Origin of the sequence: Pseudomonas saxonica (assembly GCF_007858365.1) — a bacterium.
Lineage (GTDB): Bacteria > Pseudomonadota > Gammaproteobacteria > Pseudomonadales > Pseudomonadaceae > Aquipseudomonas > Aquipseudomonas saxonica.
Genome location: NZ_VFIO01000003.1, coordinates 14,673 through 37,612 on the forward strand (window position 1 = coordinate 14,673; position 22,940 = coordinate 37,612).

General features: G+C 57.4%; 20 protein-coding genes. 10 read left to right on the top strand and 10 right to left on the bottom strand.

Annotated features, from left to right (window positions below; all coding sequences use genetic code 11):
* Positions 1–86: 86 nt before the first annotated feature.
* The 5 genes from FJD38_RS09780 (at position 87) to FJD38_RS09800 (ending at position 6,809) form a co-directional block, all read left to right on the top strand.
* Positions 87–1,460, top strand: a complete 1,374-nt coding sequence (locus FJD38_RS09780) for an MFS transporter (protein ID WP_146385107.1) — start codon at positions 87–89, stop codon at positions 1,458–1,460.
* Positions 1,457–2,341, top strand: a complete 885-nt coding sequence (locus FJD38_RS09785; RefSeq protein ID WP_146385109.1) for an NAD(P)-dependent oxidoreductase — start codon at positions 1,457–1,459, stop codon at positions 2,339–2,341. Before FJD38_RS09780 ends, FJD38_RS09785 begins: the two co-directional genes overlap by 4 nt.
* A gap of 16 nt (positions 2,342–2,357) precedes the next feature.
* Positions 2,358–4,142: an IlvD/Edd family dehydratase gene (locus FJD38_RS09790; protein ID WP_122783380.1), complete on the top strand. Its 1,785-nt coding sequence runs from the start codon at positions 2,358–2,360 to the stop codon at positions 4,140–4,142.
* Between the two features lie 95 nt (positions 4,143–4,237).
* Positions 4,238–5,419, top strand: coding sequence for a fumarylacetoacetate hydrolase family protein (locus FJD38_RS09795; RefSeq protein WP_146385111.1), 1,182 nt, complete (start codon positions 4,238–4,240; stop codon positions 5,417–5,419).
* Positions 5,420–5,567: 148 nt separating this feature from the next.
* Positions 5,568–6,809 (top strand): zinc-dependent alcohol dehydrogenase, encoded by a 1,242-nt coding sequence (locus tag FJD38_RS09800; protein WP_240891701.1) that lies wholly within the window; start codon positions 5,568–5,570, stop codon positions 6,807–6,809.
* A gap of 138 nt (positions 6,810–6,947) precedes the next feature.
* Here FJD38_RS09800 and FJD38_RS24445 read toward each other — a convergent pair whose 3' ends face one another.
* The 9 genes from FJD38_RS24445 to FJD38_RS09840 all read right to left on the bottom strand — a co-directional run bounded on the left by FJD38_RS24445 (position 6,948) and on the right by FJD38_RS09840 (position 18,615).
* The gene (locus tag FJD38_RS24445) at positions 6,948–7,112 is read right to left on the bottom strand and encodes a hypothetical protein (protein ID WP_158637857.1); all 165 of its coding nucleotides are present in this window, start codon (positions 7,110–7,112) and stop codon (positions 6,948–6,950) included.
* 317 nt (positions 7,113–7,429) lie between these two features.
* Complete coding sequence (locus FJD38_RS09805) at positions 7,430–9,079, bottom strand: dipeptide ABC transporter ATP-binding protein (protein WP_146385113.1); 1,650 nt, start codon at positions 9,077–9,079, stop codon at positions 7,430–7,432.
* On the bottom strand, positions 9,076–9,969 hold the full coding sequence (locus FJD38_RS09810; RefSeq protein WP_146385115.1) for an ABC transporter permease: 894 nt from the start codon (positions 9,967–9,969) through the stop codon (positions 9,076–9,078). Before FJD38_RS09810 ends, FJD38_RS09805 begins: the two co-directional genes overlap by 4 nt.
* 24 nt (positions 9,970–9,993) lie before the next feature.
* Entirely contained in the window at positions 9,994–11,235 is a 1,242-nt protein-coding gene (locus FJD38_RS09815; RefSeq protein ID WP_146385117.1) for an acyl-CoA dehydrogenase family protein, read from the bottom strand.
* 24 nt (positions 11,236–11,259) lie between these two features.
* The gene (locus tag FJD38_RS09820; protein WP_146385119.1) at positions 11,260–12,192 is read right to left on the bottom strand and encodes an ABC transporter permease; all 933 of its coding nucleotides are present in this window, start codon (positions 12,190–12,192) and stop codon (positions 11,260–11,262) included.
* Positions 12,189–13,886 (bottom strand): ABC transporter substrate-binding protein, encoded by a 1,698-nt coding sequence (locus FJD38_RS09825; protein ID WP_146385121.1) that lies wholly within the window; start codon positions 13,884–13,886, stop codon positions 12,189–12,191. Before FJD38_RS09825 ends, FJD38_RS09820 begins: the two co-directional genes overlap by 4 nt.
* A gap of 27 nt (positions 13,887–13,913) precedes the next feature.
* Positions 13,914–16,052, bottom strand: coding sequence for a TonB-dependent receptor family protein (locus FJD38_RS09830; RefSeq protein ID WP_244302715.1), 2,139 nt, complete (start codon positions 16,050–16,052; stop codon positions 13,914–13,916).
* A gap of 287 nt (positions 16,053–16,339) precedes the next feature.
* Positions 16,340–17,068 (bottom strand): carboxymuconolactone decarboxylase family protein, encoded by a 729-nt coding sequence (locus tag FJD38_RS09835; RefSeq protein WP_208727510.1) that lies wholly within the window; start codon positions 17,066–17,068, stop codon positions 16,340–16,342.
* A gap of 396 nt (positions 17,069–17,464) precedes the next feature.
* Positions 17,465–18,615, bottom strand: a protein-coding gene (locus FJD38_RS09840; RefSeq protein ID WP_146385123.1) for an IS3 family transposase whose coding sequence is annotated in 2 segments (ribosomal slippage) — positions 17,465–18,381 and positions 18,381–18,615 — 1,152 coding nt in all. Because the reading frame shifts where the segments join, the coding sequence is not laid out codon by codon here.
* Between the two features lie 189 nt (positions 18,616–18,804).
* On the opposite strand from FJD38_RS09840, the gene FJD38_RS09845 reads away from it, so the two are divergent.
* The 3 genes from FJD38_RS09845 to FJD38_RS09855 all read left to right on the top strand — a co-directional run bounded on the left by FJD38_RS09845 (position 18,805) and on the right by FJD38_RS09855 (position 20,930).
* Complete coding sequence (locus tag FJD38_RS09845; RefSeq protein WP_167654260.1) at positions 18,805–18,987, top strand: hypothetical protein; 183 nt, start codon at positions 18,805–18,807, stop codon at positions 18,985–18,987.
* Between the two features lie 136 nt (positions 18,988–19,123).
* Positions 19,124–19,717 (top strand): hypothetical protein, encoded by a 594-nt coding sequence (locus tag FJD38_RS24745; RefSeq protein WP_244302716.1) that lies wholly within the window; start codon positions 19,124–19,126, stop codon positions 19,715–19,717.
* A 409-nt stretch (positions 19,718–20,126) separates the two neighbouring features.
* The gene (locus FJD38_RS09855; RefSeq protein WP_146385127.1) at positions 20,127–20,930 is read left to right on the top strand and encodes a DUF5677 domain-containing protein; all 804 of its coding nucleotides are present in this window, start codon (positions 20,127–20,129) and stop codon (positions 20,928–20,930) included.
* Positions 20,931–20,939: 9 nt separating this feature from the next.
* Here the strand turns inward: FJD38_RS09855 and FJD38_RS09860 are convergent, their stop codons facing one another.
* The gene (locus FJD38_RS09860; RefSeq protein ID WP_146385129.1) at positions 20,940–21,704 is read right to left on the bottom strand and encodes a hypothetical protein; all 765 of its coding nucleotides are present in this window, start codon (positions 21,702–21,704) and stop codon (positions 20,940–20,942) included.
* 122 nt (positions 21,705–21,826) lie between these two features.
* On the opposite strand from FJD38_RS09860, the gene FJD38_RS25130 reads away from it, so the two are divergent.
* Both FJD38_RS25130 and FJD38_RS09865 read left to right on the top strand, forming a co-directional pair.
* Positions 21,827–21,946: a DUF7693 family protein gene (locus tag FJD38_RS25130; protein ID WP_425281166.1), complete on the top strand. Its 120-nt coding sequence runs from the start codon at positions 21,827–21,829 to the stop codon at positions 21,944–21,946.
* Positions 21,947–22,076: 130 nt separating this feature from the next.
* Complete coding sequence (locus tag FJD38_RS09865; protein WP_146385131.1) at positions 22,077–22,787, top strand: hypothetical protein; 711 nt, start codon at positions 22,077–22,079, stop codon at positions 22,785–22,787.
* Positions 22,788–22,940 lie beyond the last annotated feature (153 nt).

The following is a 22,940-nucleotide window of genomic DNA, read 5'->3' on the forward strand; positions in this document are numbered from 1 at the left end:
GCCAGACGCAGCCTCGCTGAGCTCGTCAGCTGCTACGAGCAGTATTTGAAGTCCTTAATAACAATAAAAAACTGAGGTCGTGCGACATGACTATCCCGCTTACGGATGTCTCGAACATCGAACAACAAACCATCAAGCGTGTGACAAAACGCATGATCCCCTTTCTGGTCCTGCTGTTCGTCGTCGCTTTTCTGGACCGTAATAACGTCGGTTTTGCGGCCCTGCGCATGAACGCCGACATCGGTATCAGCCAGACCATTTATGGCCTCGGCGCGGGGATTTTCTTCCTCGGCTATTTCATGTTTGAAGTGCCAAGCAACATTCTGCTGCACCGCTACGGCGCGCGTGTGTGGATCGCCCGCATCATGGTGACGTGGGGCATCATTGCCGGGGCCATGGGCTTTTTGCAGACTCCGGTGCACTTTATCTCCCTGCGCGTTCTGCTGGGCATTGCCGAAGCCGGGTTCTTCCCGGGGGTCATCTACCTGCTGTCGCTGTGGTTCCCGAGCCGTTACCGCGCCCGCATGATCGCGACCTTTTACCTCGGTGTGCCCATCGCTCAAATCGTCGGCGCGCCGTTGTCGGTGGGCCTGATGGAGCTGGGCGACGCATGGGGTTTTGTTGGCTGGCGCCTGATGTACATCGTCGAAGCCGTGCCTGCGGTCATCCTCGGCGTGGTCTGTTTCTTCTACCTGACCGATCGCCCCGCCGACGCCCATTGGCTAACCGATGAACAACGCAACTGGCTGATCAACACCCTCGAACAGGAAGAGCGCAGCAAACCGCTGGTGGTGGGTGTGCAGCCGACCAAAGGGCAAATGATTCGCAAGGCCTTGGCCAACCGCCAAGTGTGGTTGCTGGCGCTGGTGTACTTCGGCATCACTTCCGGCTCCAACGCAATGAACTTCTTTATGCCCACCGTGCTGGCCTCGTTCCGGGAATCATTCGGGCTGGAAATCGGCCTGATGCAAAACGGCCTGATCACCGCCGTGCCTTATGCGGTCGCCGCCGTGGCAATGATCTGGTGGAGCCGTCGCTCAGATCGCCTGCAAGAACGCCACTGGCATGCCGGCGGCGCTGCCATGCTGGCGGCTATCGCCATCGCGCTGGCCCTGCTGATCAACCAACCGTGGATTATCGTGCTGGGCTTTATCTTCCTGGCAATGGGCGTTTACAGCGCCATCAACGTGTTCTGGGCGGTGCCCGGCCAAGTGCTGACCGGCGTCGGCGCAGCTGCGGGGATTGGCCTGATCAACTCAATCGGCAACCTCAGCGGGTTTGTCGGCCCCTACCTGACGGGCTTTCTGTTCAACGTGACCGGCAGTTACACGCCGGGCTTTCTGGTGATTGCAGCACTGGTCGGGCTGGGCGGCCTGGGCATGGTCTTGATGCCGCGCAACAAAGTGTCGTCCCTTGATGCAGAGCTGCCACCGGCAGTCGTGATTGGAGGTAAAGCATGAACTTGCCCACTGTCGCCTTTATAGGCACTGGGATCATGGGCCAGCCAATGGCCCGCAACCTGTTACACGCCGGTTTCCCGGTGCGGGCATGGAACCGTTCTGCGGCCAAAGCTCAGGAACTCTCAGCGCACGGCGCCGACATCGCGAGCAGCCCGGCGCAGGCCGCAAGCGGTGCTCAGGTGCTGATTTGCATGCTCAGTGACGGCCCCACCTGCGACGCCGTGCTGTTTGGCGAAGACGGTGCGGCGCTGGCGCTGACGCCGGGATCGCTGGTCATCGTGATGAGTTCAATCCCGGTCGACACCGCGGTGGAGCAGGCACGGTTGTGCGCAGAGCACGGTCTGCGCTACCTCGACGCCCCGGTGTCGGGGGGCGAACGCGGGGCGCGGGAAGCCAGCCTGGCAATCATGGTCGGCGGTGAAGCCGCGGCCTTTGAGCAAGGCCACGAGGTACTGAGCGCGATGGGCCGCCCGGTGCATGTCGGCCCGGCGGGCACCGGCGAGCTGGCCAAGCTGGTCAATCAACTGATCGTCGCCAGCACCATCGCCACCGTCGCTGAAGGTCTGTTACTGGCCGAACGCGGCGGTGCCGATCCGGCCAAAGTCCACGAAGCACTGCTGGGCGGCTTTGTTGATTCGCCCATCTGGCGCCAGCACGGCCAACGCATGCTCAACAACGACTTCACCCCCGGTGGCCCGGCCAAGTGGCAACTCAAGGACACCCGCACCGCCCTCGCCCACGCCCAACAACTCGGCCTGTCGCTGCCGGTCGGCAGTCTGGTCGACAGCCTGTTTGCCGCGATGGTTGAGGCCGGTGACGGCGAACTCGATCACGCGGGGCTGATTCGTCAGTTACGCCGCAACAACCCATTACCCGAATAATTTGCTGGAGCCTGCCATGACCGATTCAACCCCACGCCGCCTGCGCAGCCAGCTGTGGTTTGACGACCCGAGCCACGCTGACCTTACCGCGCTCTACGTGGAACGCTACATGAATCAGGGCCTGACCCGGGCCGAACTGCAATCCGGGCGGCCGATTATCGGCATCGCCCAGACCGGCAGCGACCTCACGCCCTGTAACCGCCATCACATCGAACTGGCCAAACGGGTCAAGGACGGCATTCGCGATGCGGGCGGTATTCCGATGGAGTTTCCAGTGCACCCGATTGCCGAGCAATCACGCCGCCCCACCGCGGCACTGGATCGCAACCTGGCCTATCTGGGCCTGGTTGAAGTGCTGCACGGCTACCCGCTCGACGGCGTGGTACTGACCACCGGTTGCGACAAGACCACCCCGGCCTGTTTGATGGCGGCGGCCACCACTGACCTGCCCTCCATCGTGCTGTCGGGCGGGCCGATGCTCGACGGCTGGCACAAAGGTCAGCGCATCGGCTCCGGCACGGTGCTGTGGCATGCACGCAACCTGCTCAGCGCAGGCGAGATTGATTACGAAGGGTTTATGACCCTGACGACCGCGTCATCGCCGTCAGTGGGCCACTGCAACACCATGGGTACCGCGCTGTCGATGAACGCGCTGGCCGAAGCCCTGGGCATGTCGTTGCCCGGTTGCGCCAGCATTCCCGCGCCGTACCGCGAGCGTGGGCAAATGGCTTATGCAACGGGTATGCGGATTGTCGATCTGGTGCGCGAAGACGTGCGCCCGTCACAGATCATGACCCACGCGGCGTTTGAAAATGCCATCGCCGTTGCCTCGGCACTCGGCGCTTCAACCAACTGCCCGCCGCACCTGATTGCCATCGCTCGGCACAGCGGTATCGACCTGTCGCTTGAAGACTGGCAGCGTGTCGGCGAGGACGTGCCTTTGCTGGTCAACTGCATGCCGGCCGGTGAATACCTGGGCGAAAGTTTCCACCGCGCAGGCGGCGTACCGGCCGTGATGCATGAGCTGGACAAAGTCGGCCTGCTGCACCGCGATTGCCGCACCGTCAGTGGTCGCAGCATCGGCGAGGTGGTCGCCGACTGCGTGACCGGCGACCGCGACGTGATTCGACCGTTCGAAGACCCGCTGATGCACCGCGCCGGGTTTATCGTGCTCAGCGGCAACTTCTTCGACAGCGCCATCATGAAAATGTCGGTGGTGGGCGAAGCCTTCCGCAGCACCTACCTCAGCGACCCGCTGCAACCCAATAGCTTCGAAGCCCGGGCGATTGTGTTTGAAGGGCCGGAAGACTATCAGGCGCGCATCAATGACCCTTCACTGGACATCGACGAGCGTTGCATCCTGGTGATTCGCGGCTGCGGCACTGTTGGTTTCCCCGGCAGTGGCGAGGTGGTCAACATGACCCCGCCCTCGGCCATGATCAAAGCCGGTATCGATTCGCTGCCGTGCATGGGCGACGGCCGCCAAAGCGGCACCTCGGCCAGCCCGTCCATTCTCAATATGTCCCCGGAATCGGCCGTCGGTGGCGGCCTGTCGCTGCTGCGCACAGGTGACCGCCTGCGTGTGGACCTCAACGCGCGCAGCGTGAACTTGCTGGTGGATGACAGCGTACTCAATGAGCGTCGTCAGGAACCGCTGCCCCCGCTGGCCCCGTCGCAAACCCCTTGGCAGGAGTTGTACCGCCAACTGGTCGGCCAACTGTCCACCGGCGGCTGCCTGGAACCGGCGACCCTGTACTGGCGCGTAATCCCGGAAAACGGCCCGCCCCGCCACTCTCACTAAGCCATTGAGGAGCCGCTGGCCGGGGCCGCTTCGCCGCCCATCGCAGCCTCGTCCCTCGTCAGCGGCTACACGTGAATCGATATAAGGATGGCTCTATGCAAACGCTGAATCTGAATGCTGAAAACTCCCTGCCCAACGACTGGCAGCGCGCCACACTGATCGGGCGCGTCTGGTTGCCGGGCGAGCAGGGTGGCCCGGCCGTGGTGGTGATTCGAGACGGCGACGTGATCGACTGCACCGCTCACTTCCCGACCCTGAGCCTGTTGCTCGACAGCGACAACCCGCTGCAAGCCGTGCGCGAAATCAGGGGTACGTCCCTGGGTTCGATCCACACGCTGCTGGCCAACAGTGGCGAACAGCGCGATATGAATAAACCTTACCTGCTGGCCCCTGCTGACCTGCACGTGATCAAGGCCGCAGGTGTAACGTTTGCCGCCAGCATGATCGAACGGGTCATTGAAGAAAAAGCCGGGGGCGATGCCCTGCGCGCGCAAGAAATTCGTGCGCTGGTGCAGGAGGTGATTGGCGACAACTTGCGTGATCTTCGTCCCGGCTCGTCTGAGGCCTTGCGCCTCAAGCAGGTACTGATCGAACAGAACATGTGGTCGCAATACCTCGAAGTCGGCATTGGCCCAGATGCGGAAATCTTCACCAAGGCACCGGTCCTCGCTGCCGTTGGCAGTGGCAACGCCATTGGCGTGCACCCCGGTTCGAGCTGGAACAACCCCGAGCCAGAAGTGGTGTTGGCGGTGGACAGCCAGGGCCGAATCCACGGTGCCACCCTGGGTAATGACGTCAACTTGCGCGACTTTGAAGGGCGCAGTGCTTTGCTGCTGAGCAAAGCCAAAGACAACAACGCATCCTGCGCGCTGGGGCCGTTTATTCGTTTGTTTGACGAACACTTCAGCCTCGACCATGTGCGTGAATGCGAAGTGACCTTGCGGGTCGAGGGCGTGGACGGCTATGTGCTGAACGGCAAAAGCTCGATGAACCAGATCAGCCGCGATCCGGCGGATCTGGCGCGGCAGACCCTCAATGAAAATCACCAGTACCCGGACGGCTTTGTGCTGTTTCTCGGCACCCTGTTCGCCCCCACCGACGACCGTGATCAGCCGGGACAAGGGTTCACCCACAAGGCCGATGATGTGGTGAGCATTTCATCGCCCACATTGGGCGCCTTGCATAACCGGGTCACAGGCAGTGATCAGGCGCCGCAATGGGCATTTGGGGTAGGCGCGTTGATGAAGAATCTGGCAATGCGCGGGCTGCTGGCTTAGGGCCTTGCAGGATGTCAGGCGCAAGGCCCTCTGTGGGCTGTGCGCCTGACACGACCACTGGTCACGCGAGCGTTCAAAAAGGTTGAACTTCATTACTCAAACCTCTCTCTGCTGTTAACACAGGCCAACCAGTCAGAGGAGTACACGCATGAGAGCACTCACTTATCACGGCGCCCATAACGTCAAAGTCGATACTGTGCCGGACCCGGTCATTGAAGAAAATGACGACCTCATTCTGAGGGTGACTGCCACGGCCATTTGTGGCTCTGACTTGCACCTGTATCGCGGCAAAATTCCCAAGACCGAACAGGGTGACATTTTCGGCCACGAATTCATGGGCATCGTAGAGGAAACCGGCTCGGCCGTGACGGCGGTACAACCCGGTGACCGCGTGGTGATCCCGTTCGTGATTGCGTGCGGCAGCTGCTTTTTCTGCAACCTGGATCTGTTTGCTGCCTGTGAAACCACCAACACTGGCCGTGGCGCAATCATCAACAAAAAAGCCATCCCCTCGGGGGCGGCCTTGTTTGGTTTCAGCCATCTGTATGGCGGAATACCGGGCGGACAAGCCGAATATGTGCGCGTGCCCAAAGCCAACACCGGGCCTTTCAAAGTACCGGGAACCCTGGCTGACGAGAAAGTGTTGTTTCTGTCAGACATTCTGCCCACGGCTTATCAGGCCGTGACCAATGCCGGTATTGGTCAAGGTTCCAGCGTGGCCATTTATGGCGCAGGCCCCGTGGGCTTGATGAGCGCAGCCTGCGCCCGGATGCTGGGTGCCGATCAAATCTTCATGGTGGATCACCATCAGTACCGCCTGGACTTCGCGCAAAAAACCTATGGCGTCATCCCCATCAACTTCGATGACGACAATGATCCGGCCGACACCATCATTCGCCAGACCAAAGGCATGCGCGGTGTTGACGGTGTGGTCGATGCGGTGGGATTCGAGGCCAAGGGCAGCACCACTGAAACGGTACTGGCCACCCTCAAGCTCGAAGGCAGCAGCGGCAAAGCGTTGCGACAGTGCATTGCCGCGGTTCGTCGTGGCGGCGTGGTGAGCGTGCCTGGGGTCTATTCCGGATTCATTCACGGCTTCATGTTTGGCGATGCTTTCGACAAGGGGCTGACGTTCAAAATGGGCCAGACCCATGTGCAGCGTTTTCTACCAGAGCTTTTGGGCCATATCGAGACCGGTCGTCTTGCCCCCGAAGTGATCATTAGCCACCGCATGAACCTGGAACAGGCCGCCGAAGGCTATAAGATGTTCGATAAAAAAGAAGATAAATGCCGCAAGGTTATTCTGACGCCGGGTAATAACAAGACGGGTATGACAGAGCCTTTGGTTGAACCCGAAGGCGCTTTTAATCCACGGCCTTTGGCAGAATAAATAACCTATCGGCGAACTGCGGGGTCATGCCGTTCGCCGGTTGTACCGTTATCCCAGCCTGCTTATTTCTTTTACACACGTACTTATATAACCGACATAAATAACCCCGGCCGGAGCCGGGGTTATTTTTTTCACGATTTACTTCTTGCCCGTATGACTTTTGTCATCGGCCTTTTTCCCTGAATCGTGCGCTTTGTCTTTATCGTGGGCACCTTGGGTGGTTTTTTTATCGTCCGAATGCGTGCCTTTTTTATCCGTGGCTTTATCGGAAGAATGGTCTGATTTATTTCCGCCAGTCGTCATTGTGTATACCTTCCTGTGGTTAACATTTACGAACTCCAGGGCTCGTAATATTCCGATACTTCGCCCTTCAGAAAGTTTTAATTATTGTTGTATATCGGACGAGTGGGTAAAACATTATTAATGTCGACCGCTGACCAGTCCCCTCTCCCCTGCAACTGCTGGATAAGTTCACGATATAAACAGGGAGAGGGTTAGGGTGAGGGAAAGGTTTTATTCGATTTTAACTGTGTACCTATCCATTCGACCTGCCGAAGGGTCGGCAGATCAAGTTCAAAAGCCAAATCAAAAACCAGATCAAAACCGGGGCGAAGGCCGGATCATATCGCCAACTTAAGAAAGTCAAAGGCCACCCGGCGGCCACTCTCCAAATGCGGTATCGCTTCCAGCAAGGCCACCGTATACGGATGCTGCGGGTGATCAAACACCTCGCGTACCGGGCCACTTTCCACCGCCACGCCGTCTTTCATCACCAGCACGTCGTCGCTCACGTGGTTGATCACGCCCAGGTCGTGGGAGATAAACAAGCACGCCAGGCCCAGTCGCCGCTTGAGGTCGTCCAGCAGTTCAAGAATCTGCGCTTGTACCGAAACATCCAGCGCAGACACCGGTTCATCACACACCAGAATCTTCGGTCCCGCCGCCAACGCACGGGCTATCGCAATGCGCTGGCGCTGACCGCCCGAGAGTTCGATGGGGCGGCGCTCCAGCAAGTCGGCATCGAGGTGCACCAGCTTAAGCAGTTCTTCTGCACGTCGTGGCCATTCGCCGCGCTGATGACCGGCTACCTGGAGGGCTTCAAACAGCACCTTGCGCACGTTGTAACGCGGGTCAAAGGAGCTGAGCGGGTCCTGAAACACCACTTGGATGCTGCGCCGCACTTGACGTTTTTGCGCCGGTGACAAGGTTAGCCACGGCTGGCCATTGATCTGAATGTCGCCACTGTCGGGGGTTTCCAAGCCGAGGATCATGCGCGTCAAGGTGGTTTTACCGGAGCCGGATTCGCCCACGATGCCCAGAGTCTTGCCACGGCGCAGTTGCAAGGACACTTGATTGACCACGGTGCGCAGTTGCCCGTCAGGGCCTTTGAAGGCTTTGCTCAGCGCCTTCACGTGCAACAGCGGCGCGTCTTGCTGGGTCGGCACAAGGGCAAACGGTGGCCGCGCAGCGCTTGGCGTTCGACGAAAGTGCACCGCCCTGCCCGCGCGCAACAGGTATTGGGTATAGGGATGTTGCGGGTCGTGCAGCACTTGGTCGACGCTGCCTTGTTCGACGATCACACCGTTGTGCATGACGGCCACCCGATTGGCCAGACGCGAGACCACGGCCAAATCATGGCTGACGATCAGCATCGCGGTGCTATCGCCCCGCAGTGATTCAAGCAAGGCCAGAACCTGCGCTTGCACCGTGGTGTCGAGCGCAGTGGTCGGTTCGTCGGCGATCAGCAAGCGCGGGTTGCAGGCAATCGCCGAGGCGATCAAGGCCCGTTGGCGCAAACCGCCCGAGAGTTGATGCGGGTATTGACGGGCGCGCAACTCGGGCTCCGGCACGCCCACGGCGCGCAGCAGTTCAATCACCTTCGCCTCGCGCTGCGCCCGATTCAGTTCGGTATGCAAGAGCAAAGGCTCGGCAATTTCCTTACCGACCGGGCGCAAGGGGTCGAGCGAACCCAGTGCGTCCTGCATCACAAAGCCTATCTGCGCGCCACGCACCTGACGCCAGCTGCGTTCATCGAACTGACGCAGATCGCGCCCGGCAAACGCCAGTCGCCGGGCCTGGATGATAGCGTTCGCACCGGTCAGCCCCGCCAGGGTGCGCGAGGTCACGCTTTTGCCCGAGCCGGACTCGCCCACCAGCGCCAGGCACTCACCCGCCTGTAGCTCAAAACTGATGCCTTTGAGGGTCGGTGCGGTCTGTGCACCAAAGCGAACGTGCAGGTCTTGCACCTCGATCAGGGGAACGTTGCTCATGGGCGTTTTCCTTCGCTGCGGCGCAACAGCTCACGGCCGATCGCGCTGATTGAAACCACGGTCAAGGTGATGGCTAACGCGGGCCATGCCACTAGCCACCCGGCGTTCGCCAAATAGTTGCGGCCCATCGCGAGCATGCCGCCCCACTCCGGCGCTGGCGGCGGCGCGCCAAAGCCCAGAAAACTCAGCGCGGCACCGTTGACGATGTTGCCGCCAATGCCGATGGTGGCCAATATCAGCACCGGCTTGATCGCATTGGGCAGGATGTGCCGAACAATCACTGCCGCTCGGCTCAAGCCCAAGGTAGTGGCCGCTTCTACATACCCGGCACTGCGTACCCCCAAGGTTTGCGCACGCACCAGACGGGCGTAACGCGGCACGCTGGCGATGCCCACGGCCAGAATCAGGTTGAGCTGGCCTTGGCCGAAGAAGGTGATGATCACCAGTGCCAGCAACAGGTCAGGAAAGGCCAGCAACACATCAACCGTGCGCATGACTGCGCCGTCCAGCCAGCGCGGCCCCAACCCCGCCGCCAACCCGAACACGGTGCCCACCAGCAGACCGATGGCCGTGGCGCTCAGGCCCAGCACCAGTGACGGGCGAACCGCGTACACCAGCCGGGTAAGGATGTCTCGACCATTTTCGTCAGTGCCCAGCCAATACACGCTGTCAGGGGCACGAAAGGCCTCTCGGGCGCTGGCCTGCAATGGATCGCCGCTCACCAGCCAAGCGGGCTGGAGCGCGGCAATCAGCAAAAACAATACGAACAATCCGGCCAACGCCAGCCCCGGACGCACCGTCCAGCGCCGTGAGCGTACCCCGTGGGCCGCGAACACGGGCGCGACGTCGATCAGGCCTAAGCGTGCGGTGTGATTGACAGGCGGGTTCATGGCGACGACTCCTGAGGGGTGGGATCAAACCGCGCTGGCTTCATCACGGGTGGCAGTGTTTGCGCCGTCCTGCTCATGCAGTGCACGCCACGCAGCGCCGGGGCTGATGCCGTTGAGGTAGTAATTGCCCAGCGCCCGCTCGCGGTAGATCGCCGGGTTGTGCGAGGCCAGTGTGCGGGCGTTGCGCCAATGGCGATCAAGGCGCCGCGCCTGACTGGTGGCAGAAGCACCGCCCACTTCGAACAGCAGCGTGGTGGCTTCCAGCACCTGTTCAAGCACCACCTGCTGGGCCTGGAAGGTACGGATGTCGGCTTCGACGTAATCCGCCTCCTCTGCACGGCCCTCAAGTTCGCGCTGGTGAACTGCCTCAAGCACTTCGGCAGTCGCCAGCACCAGTGTTTCGCTGGCGTAGGCCAGGCTCGACAGGCGACCGATCACCCGTTGCACCAGCGGGTCATCCTTGGGGCTGGATTGACCCGGCACGCCGAAGGCGCGGGTGCGTCCTTGCACAAACGCAGTGGCGTCGCGTAGGGCCGCACGAGCGATACCGGCCAGCGTGGCGAGGTGGAACAGTTGGTAGAACGATGAAAGATACGACTCGGCCCGCAGTTCACCGGGTTTGAAACGCCGTAAGATGTGCGCGTGCGGTACGTCTACCTGATCAAAACGGGTGGTGCCGCTGCCGCTCAGACGCTGACCAAAGCCGTCCCAGTCGTCTTCGCGGGTGACGCCGGGGGCGTCCACTGCCACGACCACGCTGACAAAATCCTCGTCGTGCATGGCCACCGCGGCCACCCAATCGGCATAGATCGTGCCGGTGCAGTAATACTTTTCACCGTTCAAACGCCAGCCATTGCCCTGCGCGTGAAGACTGACCGAGTTGGTGCTGCTGTCGCTGCGTTCCGCCATCGCCGCGCCCCACAACTGCCCCGCCACCACTTTGGCAAACCAGTAATCCTGCGAGGCCGCATCGCCGCTGGACAAGCGACCTTCGACAAAGCCGAAATGCGCCCGCACGATCTGCGGCAGGTTCGAGTCGGCTTCAGCCAGATCAATCAACAGGCCAAACAGCACCGGCAGGCTGACACCGGCACCGCCGTGCGCCTGGGGCACACGCAGGGCACTGAAGCCGCTGGTGCGTAATACGTTGACCGCCTCGAAGGCCAGTTGGCGATGCTGTTCACGCTCGACGGCGCCCGCGCCGATCTGCTCGAACAGCGGCTGGAAACGCGCCTTGAGCGCGCGGTAGGAAGTGAGATCAGTCATGGCAGTTCCTTGCTTGGATTGGCATTACACGGCGGTGGCTCGCGGGTCCACCCAATGGTTGATCAGGTCGACGAACAGGTTCACGACCGCGTAAATGGTTGCAGCCATCAAGGTTATCCCCAGCAGCAGCGGCACATCCTTGGACACGGCCGAGTCAAGCATCAGACGGCCAATGCCCTGGCGGGAAAACAGCAATTCGATCACCACGGCACCGCCCAGCAAGCTGGCGAATACGAAGCCGGACAACGTGACCAACGGCACCAGCGCATGGCGCAACGCGTGCTTGAGGCGCACGCCGGTTTCGGACATGCCACGCGCACGCGCCATTGCGATAAAGGGTTGTTCGAGGATGTCTTCAAGGGCCTGGCGCAGTACTTGGCTCAACACGGCCGCCACCGGCAAGGCCAGCGCCACGCTGGGCAGGATCAACGCCTGCCAGCCGTTGGAGCCGGACGGCGGCAACAGGTGCCAGCCGAAGGCAAATACCAATAGCAGGCCCAGCCCGATCACAAAGGACGGTGCCGAGGCCACCACCAGTTCGGTACCCGACACCAGCGAGCGAATCCACGGCGCCCGATGGGCACTCAGCACCGCGACCAGCACGGCCAGCAGCACAGCCAAGGCTGCGGCACTGAGCGAGAGTTGCACAGTGGCGCCCAATTGCCCGGCAATCACGTTGCCGACCGGCGTGCCCAGACGGTAGGAGTCGCCCAAATCACCCTGAACCAGACGCCCCAGATAATGGCCGTATTGCACGATCAGTGATTGATCCAGGCCATATTCAGCGCGCACCTTGGCAATCAGTTCAGCCGTGGGCATGGCACCGGGGCCGCCCAGTATGGCCAGCGCCGGGTCGCCGGCACTCAGGTTCATGGCCAAAAACGTGAGGGTGGCAGCGCCCCATAACACCCCTATGCCGGACAACACCCGACGCATGACCAAACGCAACAGATTCATGGGGCCTCCTGATCGAGCCAGACGGTGGTAAACACCGGGGTGTTGTGCGAAGTATCAAAGATCAATCCCTTGACCGCTTTGCGGTAGGCCAACAGCACATAACTCTCGAACACCGGCATCGCTGGGACGTTCTCCACCAGTTGCTGCTGGGCAATCCGATACAGTCCGCTCAGCGCCACCGGATCGCTGGTCTGGCGCGCCGCCGTCAAGGCCGCGTCCAGCGTGGCATCCCGAAAACCACCGACGTTTTGCCCAATAAATGTGGGGGTGCTGACAGCATTGCTGTGATAGAGGATGTAAAGCCCGTCCGGGGTGTTGGTGTGCCAATAACCACCGCCCAAGAGCTGGAAATTACCGGCGTATCGCCGTTCAGTCAGCTGCGCCAGTGGCAGCATGTCGATGGTCAGTTCGAAGCCGACTTTTTTCAGGTCGGCCTGTATGGCTACCGCCACGCTGCTGGGGTAAGCACCGGACTCGTAAGTCGCCAACCGCGCCGCCAGACGCTGGCCGTCCTTGACCCGATAACCTTCACCATCACGCTGCTGCCAACCGGCGCTGTCCAGCAGACGATTGGCTTCGCTCACGTCGTAGGCCAGTACGTCTTTGAAGTCCGGGGTGTAGTAACGGGTGTTGGCGGCCAGAAAATCGCCCTTGGGCTGGTATTCACCAAACCCGGTGATCCAGGCCAGCCCATCACGATCAATCGCCTTGGCCACCGCTCGGCGCACCACCACGTCTTGAAACGGAAATTTCTCTACGTTGTACGTCAGGCTGCGAAACGGATTGCCCTTGCGAATGCGGGTGAGCATCTGCAACTGCGGGTTGTTGCGAATGGCCTGCGCATTTTGGGTGGGGGCATCGACGGTAAAGTCCGACTGCCCCGATTCCAGGGCGCTGAAGCGGATCATCGGCTCGGGAACAATGCTCACCTCCAGACGATCAAGGTAGGCCTCACCTTGATGCCGGGTGACCGCAGGCGCCCAGTGATAGCCCTTGCGCTTGACGAAGGTGAGGCCTTGATCGCGGGTGTAACTTTCGAGCACAAACGGCCCCGTACCGATGGCATGCTCGGCAATGGATTTAGGCGCTTGAGTAATCTGGCGCGGCGACAACATGCTCAGGTAAGACTGCGCCAGCACGTCGAGAAAAGGTGAATAGGGTTCGCGCAGATGGGCTTCGAAGGTGTAGTCATCGACGATTCGCCCGTCTACATAAGGCGCGATATAGGCAGCCGCCAACGGCGACTTGGTCGCCGGGTCGCGCATGTGTTCAAGGTTGACTTGCACCGCACGAGCGTCGAATTTCTCGCCGTCGCTGAAGGTCACGTCGTCGCGCAAGTGGAAGGTGTAGGTCTTGCCGTCGGGCGAGATGTCCCAGGACTTGGCCAGCCAGGGCGAAATATTCCCGTGCTCGTCCTGGTACACCAGACAGTCGAACAGAATGCGCCCCAGCCACTGCGTGTTGCCGTGTGAAATGGAGTGAACGTCCAGGGTGGTGGTGTCAGACGAGGTCGACAGCCGCAGCGTTCCACCCGGCTTGCCGGGGCTGACTTCGCGATAATCATCAGGCGCGTCGCTGATGCTGGCGGCGTTCGCACCCCCTGCACGCGGCGCTTCGTTGGCCGGTTTGCAAGCACCCAGCGCCAGCACACTGGCGAGTGCCGTTAGCTGTGCGAGCCGTGTAATCAGGATCATGTGGGTTCTCCACTCGCGCCGCATGGCTTAGAAGTTGTAAGTGATGCCGGTGAAGGCACCAAAGCCATCGCCCGGATACAGCGCCGCAACGTCCTTGCCCTGCGCGTTGTAGACCGGCGATACGGCGGTGACGTAATCCTTGTCGGTGAGGTTTTTCAGGTCCAGGTACACCTGCCAGGTTTTACCCGGATCGTCATAGCCCATGCGCGCGCCCCACAGGGTGTAGGACGGTGCGTAGAAGGTGTTGGCGTAATCGACGGCCGTACTCGACACCGAGCGCACGTTGACCCCGGCATAGAAGCCGCTGGCAAACTGGTACTGCAACTCGCCTTGATACACGTGCTTGGGCAAGCCGGGCAGTTCGTTCTTGTTGAACAGCGGGTCGTTTTCGTAATGGAAGTCGTTGAGGGTGTAAGCCTGACGCCACGTCAGGGTGTCGCCATTGCTGCCCTCCCACAGTCGCGTGCTCAAACCCGCTTCAATGCCTTGGTGAATGGTCGGCGTGGCATTGGAGGTGGAGACCACCGCCGCCGAGGTTGTTGTGGCCGGTAGCACTTCAACGCTCAACAGCTCGTTTTTAATCCACGATTTATAGAACGCCAGACTGCCGTCGAAAATGCCCGACTTGCCTTTGATGCCGAACTCCACGGTGTTGGCCGCTTGCGGCACCAGCGGCTTGGCGTAGTTGCTGGTGATCCCGGAACCGGAGATGGACCACGAGCTGGGTGGGTCGATGGAGCGACTGACGTTACCGAACAGTTGCACGTCCGGGGCTATGTAGTAACGCAGGCCGATGCGCGGCGCGAGCTTCCATTCGTCATAGTCGTAATGGTTGGGCAAGCCGCTGGTGTTGGCGCGGTCGCTGTAGGTCACGTTGACATCGCGCTTGATCTGGATCGCCGACACACCGGTGGCCAGGTACAGGTTATCGGTCAGGCCCAAGTCATTGCCGAGGCTGAACACGTGGTCGAAAGAACCGTCGTACTTGACCTGCTTTTGCAAGATATCGAGGTCTTTACTGCCCTGATACGTGCGCACTCCGGCACGAACGTGCTCGGTACTGCTCCAGCCTGCCGTGCTGGTGCTGGACAGGCCGAACACTTCGTCATTGCGGGTGTATTTGAGCGAGTAGTTGATGTCACGCCAGTCCCAATAGTTGGGGTTGACCGTGCTTTTGCGGCTGAGAACCTGCGGGTAGTTGTGGTAGACCAGCCCGGCTTCCAGCGTGGCGTCATCGTCAAACGTATAGGTGGTTTTGCTGCCCACCCAGGTTGAGCCGGGCTTGGTCGAGTCGCCACGGGTGTCGCGGGTGGCGATGTTGGTCTGGCGCGAGTTCTTTTTCAACTGCTCCAGTGTCAGCAAACCGGCGTTTTCGTGATATTCCTCGCGGTAGCGAATGATCAGGCGGGTCTCCAGCTTGGGGTTGAAGCGGTAGCCGAAGTTACCGACCACACCTTGGGCCTTGGCCAAGGTGAAATCCTGATAACCGTCGCGACGTGAGTTATCGACACTGACAAAATAATCGCCGTCCCCCACTACCCCGCCAGTGCTCAGCGTCTGCTTCTGCCAGCCAAAACTGCCGCCTTCAAGCTTGACCCGATTGCCCGGCGCGGTCAGCCCGGACTGGGTGACAAAGTTGATCGCCCCGCCCAACGACAAGGCGCCGTACTCAAAAGCATTGGCGCCGCGCAGAACTTCGGTGTAGTTCAGGCCTTGGGTATCGAGCAGCTCATAAGGTGTGCCGCCCGCACCGGTCAGGGCGAGTCCGTCGAAGAGAAATTTGGTGCCTTCACGAAAATAACCGGGTGAGGTATTGGCCCCAGAACCGCGGATCGAAATCTTGATCGCGTCGTTACCGCCAGCCGCCTGTGCATAGACACCCGGCTGATAGGCCAACGTATCTTCAAGGGTGGCCGACCGACCTTTTTCGACTTCAGCCTGAGTCACCAGACTGGTGCCGCCAGCGACTTCGTCGAGCTTGGCCTGAGCGGCCTGCACATCACTCTGTTTAGCGGCCTGTACGGTGACCGTACTTAAGCGCTTTTCGGCATTGGGGTTTGCATCATCGGCCGAGACAAAGGGGGCCAAGGTTAATAAAGCGCTGCTGACAGCGAATAAGGATGAATGTCGGAATACAGTCGAAGTTACCAATTGCGCACGGTTCAAAGTCTTGCTCCCCACCTGAATTAAGAGATAGGCGAGTTTCTATGGGCATAGTCAATCTCACGATGACAGAGCCATTGCAGCGAGCGTGCCAACTGGCCAAGTGCCTGTTTTCAGGAGGGTTAAGGGCAAGTTACAAGACGTGATTGTGTTGCAATGGCCGTCGAATGTTCAGCCAGTGTTGGCTGAGCAACAGTGCTGAAATGCAAAAAGGCCTCGCTTGATGATTTCAGTACGAGGCCATTGAGGCAGTGCGCAGACTGCCGTGAATGCTCATCAACCGTCGACGATTATGGCCGGGTTGTTTTCTCCGACGCCAAGGCTTGAGTCAGTGCTTCATTCGCGCGATCCGCTACAGCCTTATCCACACGCTCAGAGAGCACATGGGTGACCTGGCGCAATTGTTCAGCCGTCAAACCGACCCGCAGACTGGCCAGCATATGGGCAAGCAGTTGAGGCTCGGCACCGGGTGTCGCGGCCAAGGCCCCTACGGTAGCCAGCTCACGGCTTTGCCAGTCAAGGTTGTCGCGCTCAAAAATGTCGCCGAACAAATGGGTTTGCAGGTATTGATTGATGACCGGCGCGAACTCGAACAGCGGCCCCTTCACCACACCCCCCGAAATGCGGGTTTGATTGGCAATCCCTGCCTCAAGCAAGGCATCACCGGTGGGGATCTCCCGTACCGGGTCACGCCCCTGTGCGTCCTCGATACCGCGCTGTTTACGCGCCTCCAGCACCTTCATCAGCTCGCCGAGTGCGTTGAGGCTGCGCGGAAACCCAGCATAGGCATACAACTGCACCAGAATTTCCTTGGTTTCACTGACGGTCAGCCCCGCGTCCAACCCTTGGTTTAAGGCCTGATTAAGCCGCGGAAGGTCACTGGACGCCATAAACGCGGCGATCACAGGAATGGCCAACTGTTTGTTCGACAGCGTGCCGCTGGCAGACGTTGTACTCATTGAAGTGGAAGATGCCGCCATCAGTGTCAAGGCCACCAGTGGTGCGATAAAAGGTCTCATCAACGCGACTCCTGTCAAAGAACATCCAGCGACTGCGGGGGTGCAATCGCGTACCGCCTGAAATATCGACGCGTGTGCGTAACCTATCGCCCTGTCAGGCTCATAGGCACCCAGCGGATAGCCGAACGCTGCAACGTCGCAAAGAACGTTAGACGATAAAGTGAGTTGAGAGTAGGCGGGAAAAAGGCAAGGCCTTGTGAGAAAGGCTCATCAATACTGCGAGGTTCAAGCAACCTCGTTTACGGCTAAAAGAGGATTAAAACCGGCAAGCGAGAAAATATGGTGTCCCAGGCGGGGTTCGAACCATAATCGGGACACAACACCCCATGAAAAACTAACGTCCCCTTATTTTTCAATGAGATGCAATACGCAGCTGCTTGAATCGCCCCGGATTCTCTAGACACCTTGCAAGCTCATTGCGTAACGCTTTTCAAACTCTACCGGTGACAGCTGATTGTTGAAACCATGGCGGCGTTTTACGTTGTAGAACATCTCGATGTAATCGAACACATCACTACGAGCATCTTCCCGCGTGATGTAGATTTTTCGCTTGATCCGTTCCCGTTTTAGAAGCTGGAAAAAACTCTCGGCCACGGCGTTGTCATGACAGTTGCCTCGGCGACTCATGCTGGCAACCAAATTGTTTGCGCTCAAAAAGCTGCGCCAATCTGAGCTGCTGTACTGGCTGCCCTGGTCGGAATGAACCATCACCTCTTGCTTCGGTTTACGCCTCCAAACCGCCATCAACAACGCATCGATAGCCAAATCACTGGTCATCTGCGCCTTCATTGACCAGCCAACGACCTGACGAGAAAACAGATCCAGCACCACCGCCAAATACAACCAGCCTTCATACGTACGAATGTAGGTGATGTCGGTGACCCAAACCTTGTTGGGTTCCACGACATCGAACTGGCGCTTCAGCAAATTGGGTGAGGCGACCGCTGGCTTACCGCCGTACTTTCCAGGGCGGCGTCGATAACCTGTCTGAGAGCGCAGCCCTTCAAGACGCATCAGCCTTGCCACGCGATGGCGCCCGCAAATTTCACCGACCTCGCGCAGATCGTCATGGATTTTGCGATAGCCATAGACGCCGCCACTTTCCAGCCATGAATGCTTGATCAAACCCAGCAGTCGCTGGTCGTCTTTGGCGCGTGCAGATTGCGGCTCAGACAACCAGGCGTAATAGCCACTTGGATGGACTTTCAGCGTCAGGCAAAGCCGTCGAATGGAATAGTCGCCGGCTCGCTGCTTGATAAAGGCGTACTTCAACCGCACTCCTTGGCAAAGTACGCGGCGGCCTTTTTTAAGATATCTCGCTCTTCAGTGACGCGCTTGAGCTCCGCTCGCAGACGACGCAGTTCAGCGTGTTGATCATCGTCTTGCTGTCGCTCTTCTAGAGGTTTGCTGTAGCGCTTTATCCAGGCATAGAGGCTATGCGTCGACACACCAAGACGTGCTGCCACATCAGCGACAGGCAGCTTCTTTTCGGTCACTTGATTGACCGCTTGGATTTTGAATTCTTCGGGATAACGTGGGTTGCTCATAGCACCTCCTAATTGGCCTCAGTTTAAGGCAAAGAGGTGTCTACGAAACCCGAGGCGATTCAGTGTCTGGGTTGAGCTGAGTGAACTCGCAGTCCAAAAATAGCTTCATCCCCTCCTCCCCTGTTGGTACCTGGTTCATGCATGCCGGCGTGCCTTTGGCAAAACGATCAAAGCCGACTGGTTTCTTTTATGATTTTAACCGATTGTCCTGACGAGCCTATGCCTGCAATCACAGCAAGGGAGGTTTTCCAGGTGCTGCACGATGCCATCTTCGGGCGGCGCATGATGGTTAAAGCCCCTGGTGATGATGGTGAGTACGTGAAAAACCAATACGTGATCAAGGGGGACATTGTCAGAGAAATCCCGGCATGATCCATGGCCGCGCTAGGTGAAGTATTGTCGCCGGATGACGTGTGGAGACGCGAGATGGAGGCCCCCAGAACGATATGCCAAGCTGATCTACAATTTGACCACATAGCAATCGGGCTATGTGGTCAAAGGAGGCGAAATGAGTTCTTTCGACACTACTTGCAGCTGTCATCAAGACTTCCTGATAAGCCAGTTTTGCATAGCTTGCGATGGTAGCAAGGTACGCAACAGAGATCGCGAAGCTACTATTCTCCGTAATCGAGTCAGAAAGCTTCCAACACAAATTGAGTATTTGGAATTTGATGGCGGTCACTGCAAGCAGAAATATAAGTCTTTAACCGAGGATTGGCAGTGCCCGTGTTGCAACCGGACTAAATTCCAGTTGCTTCGCTGGACTATGAGATTTCCTAAAAGCCCATCACGGTTTGAAGGTTGGGTTGTTGGACTTCATACACATCATGATCACGCCAGTGATGCCTATGGAGGGATGTATACCTTTCAAGGAGCTGCAGCCGCAAGATTCGCCCCGGTAATAATTTGTGAACAGTGTAATTCCGCAGATTCCTCTGCAAAGAAAAAGCTACGACTGCCTGAAAATTTTACCTTTACCCCGGTTGAGATTAAAAGCTTTATTTATCCCACTGCACACGGCTGGCATATTATAAATTATGCTGTGGCACAGGATGTGTATCGCAAATTCGTAGCGTCGAAAGCTGTACCAAAATTCTTCTAAACCGATTAGAGGTGGATGGTAGATTTATTTTCAAAAAAGTCTCAATTTTAATGGTCAGCTCTGTGATAGGGACACTAAATAAAGGACAACTATGACAAAAAACAATGTCCAAATTCATCAACTCTATCACCGGCCTTCTTAATGCCATTCTTCTGGCCGTGAACATCACTATGGCCGTACTTCCTCCAACCGTACCAACAACTCAACCCATCCCGATCATCCTGATCACCTCTCCCCACTGTTAATACGTCCCCACCCCCCGGCTCAACCGGGGGGCTAGGTTCCAACATCGCGCTTCATCCGCAGGAAGAAGGAAGCATCTGCCTGGTAATGCTTGAATGCAGGCCACACAGTCCTTCGCTTTTGCTAAACTAAGCTGATTATGAAATCACCAGGCAGGGAGATCGATTTGAGCACCAAAGCTACAGGCCATACCGGATTTAGAATCCATGGATTTCTGACTGGCGACATACAAGAAACCATCGATCAGGTTGCTGGTGAAAATCCAGAGTGGTTTTCTCTGCTCAGGGATATCAACCAGCTCCTGCAAAAGATAGTCATCTCAGGATTTGAAAAGCATCATGGTAAAACCATGGATGTAAAGGTGCTAACCATGTTCTCTGCCATTAGGTCACTGAGCAATTTTCAGTCCGCAGTAATGAATCTTGAGCGCGGCATGGTAGTAGAAGCAAGAATCATGGCCAGGTGTCTATATGAGAATTCATTTTGTATCGGTGCCTTGGTAGATAATCCGGATAAGTTCATCCCTCTACTTAAACACGACAACATAGCTGCAAAGCGTGGGCAGGCTGTAGCTTTGAAAGAGGGGAGCTACTCTTTAACTGCTGATGTTGAGGCAGCTATGGATGAGCGCATATCTGGAAATAAAGGACAATATTTGAAGTGGAAAGATATAGCCGACATGTCTTCTCTTTCGAATAATTACCTCATGTATAAGCATCTTTCCGACGATGCCATGCACTATTCAGCCTCCTCACTTAAGCGTTATATAGTTTCCGACAAGGAAAATAACACGTGGAGTGGCTATAGGTTTGGGCCTGGCACTAAAGATGAGGTGTTTAGTGCAGCTAACTTTTGTACACAGCCTACTCTTGCAATCATGGTTGGATTCTTGGAGGCGACAGAAGATACATCATATGATGGAGAGGTAAGCCTTCTTCTGGACAGGTTTACCTCTATTACGTCAAAGTGATTGTGAACTTTACTCCTGTTTGTCTGACTCGAATGCTGTAATAAAGATTCTTTTCCCGTCAGGTGTTCTCATGACGATACCGCCATTTCGTAGTACCTTGGCATCATCGATTTTCTCTAGAAGTTCTTCAATTTTATCTTTGTTGGATTTATATATTGTGCTAACTGACTTTCGATATATGGCGTCATACATATCATTCATCAGTTCAATATGCTCACCGAGAATTACTTTAAGATCTACTTCGGTATGTTGTAGTGTTGTATTATTGTAGTAATCACAACGCATACCCGAAAGGGTAAATCGAACTGGAACGAAGCTTTCAGTGTTTCCTGCTTCGCGATTAGCATAATCTACACTGTGCGCACCAAGCTTATTCCTGACTTCGCGAACCTTGAGGTTGGCTACGGTATTCTCAATGTCGCGAAGGTTCATGACATTTGCAATCCGATGCAGGTTGAGCAGAGCTTGTTGCTGGATGTATGTTGCATTTAAGACGCCGTACAAACGGATATATTTTTCCCCGAAGTCGTCATACTTCGTGGGGCCATCAAGGCCATACTTGCGAAAATGCTCAATGCCTAAAAGGCTGTCGTTGATAATGTCCATCGATGAGCAAATGAAGCCCCAGTCTTCAGGCTTTGTAAGCTTGAGCGCAGATTGAATAAAGACCTCAAAGTCGCCGTGATCAGGCGTGTGCCGCATCGCTTTTTCGTTGATCAGTTCGCGGTATGCTTCGTTGTAGTGATGTAGCGCTTTGAAGAGCTGTTCGATCATAAAATTGGGACTCCCTCTGGACTGTTCAGACTACACCAGGGCATCGAGGACACCAATGTGGCTATCAGGTAGAGCATTATGATCTTCAACGACTGTGATGAGCGGACTACTGCTAAGCGTGTGTGAGCCCGGATGCACGCCGCTGGTCATTCAACTCCGGAGATCGGTTTGGCACAAATCCCATTGCGCTGCTATCTGTGTGGGAGCATCAGACGCTTGAGAACCTGCTGAATGCGCTCTGAAAACCATATCCAATGGTGAACGCCTTGCTGGGTTGGCTGTAGTGAACCAAGCCATGTCTTGACCCGAGAAGCTTCAACATTCACGCCTTCGGCTTCGCCGGCCTGGCTCACATGAATAGAGAGGGAATTCATGACCTGTATCTTGGTTGCCCATCTAGGCGATGAGGTCATCATCGCGGCTGACAAGCGTGTCACCCAAATCACCCAAGACGGCGTGAAAATCCCTCACGGTGACACCGAGGAAAAAATTGTTAGGACTAAAGTTGGCGTCATAACTGGCGCAGGCTCAGTGGCGATGCTAGATCCCGTCAAATCGTATGTCAGAGACCACGGTTTCAATAGCCCTGATGATGTCTTGGACTTGATCCTGCGTACCCGCGACTCGTTCTCAGAATTCCATGCCGAAAGCCCTCGCCTTCATGCAGATCTAGCCGAGACCTCATGGATGTTCACATATCCGACTGTGGTAAATGATCAGGCGATTACTCGGTTCGTCTACTTCCACCAGCATCACAGCGCCGAATCCTTATGCGGGCTAACCGAGGGAAGAGTGATGTGCTTCCCTGGCGGTTTTTCCTTGGAGCAGGCGCAAGAGTTGCAGGCCGAGCTACAGAGTGTGGTGACTGCAGCACTCGATTCTTATCCTACTGATCAGGTGAGAGAGTTGGTGGTCTCCTACATGCTTAAGTTGATTAGTGAAGTTTCGGCCATCAGCGAAACAGTCTCGAGCACGTGTGACATCGCTCTTGTAGATGGTAAAGAGGTGATGGTTGCGATGTCAGCCTGGGCGGGCGATCAGGCGCTTACGTTCACTCCGATGCCCCAACACGTGGCCGGTTAAGCCAAAGAGGGGCGCGTCTTAAAAGCCTGCGGTGTGAACCCAGGTGCTCTCCCTCAGATGCATCTTGGCTAAGAGGCATCCATCTTCCCATGGGCCGGCATGATCGAATGTTCTGCAGGAGCCGATCTTAAATGGCTAGGCCTTCAGGTCACG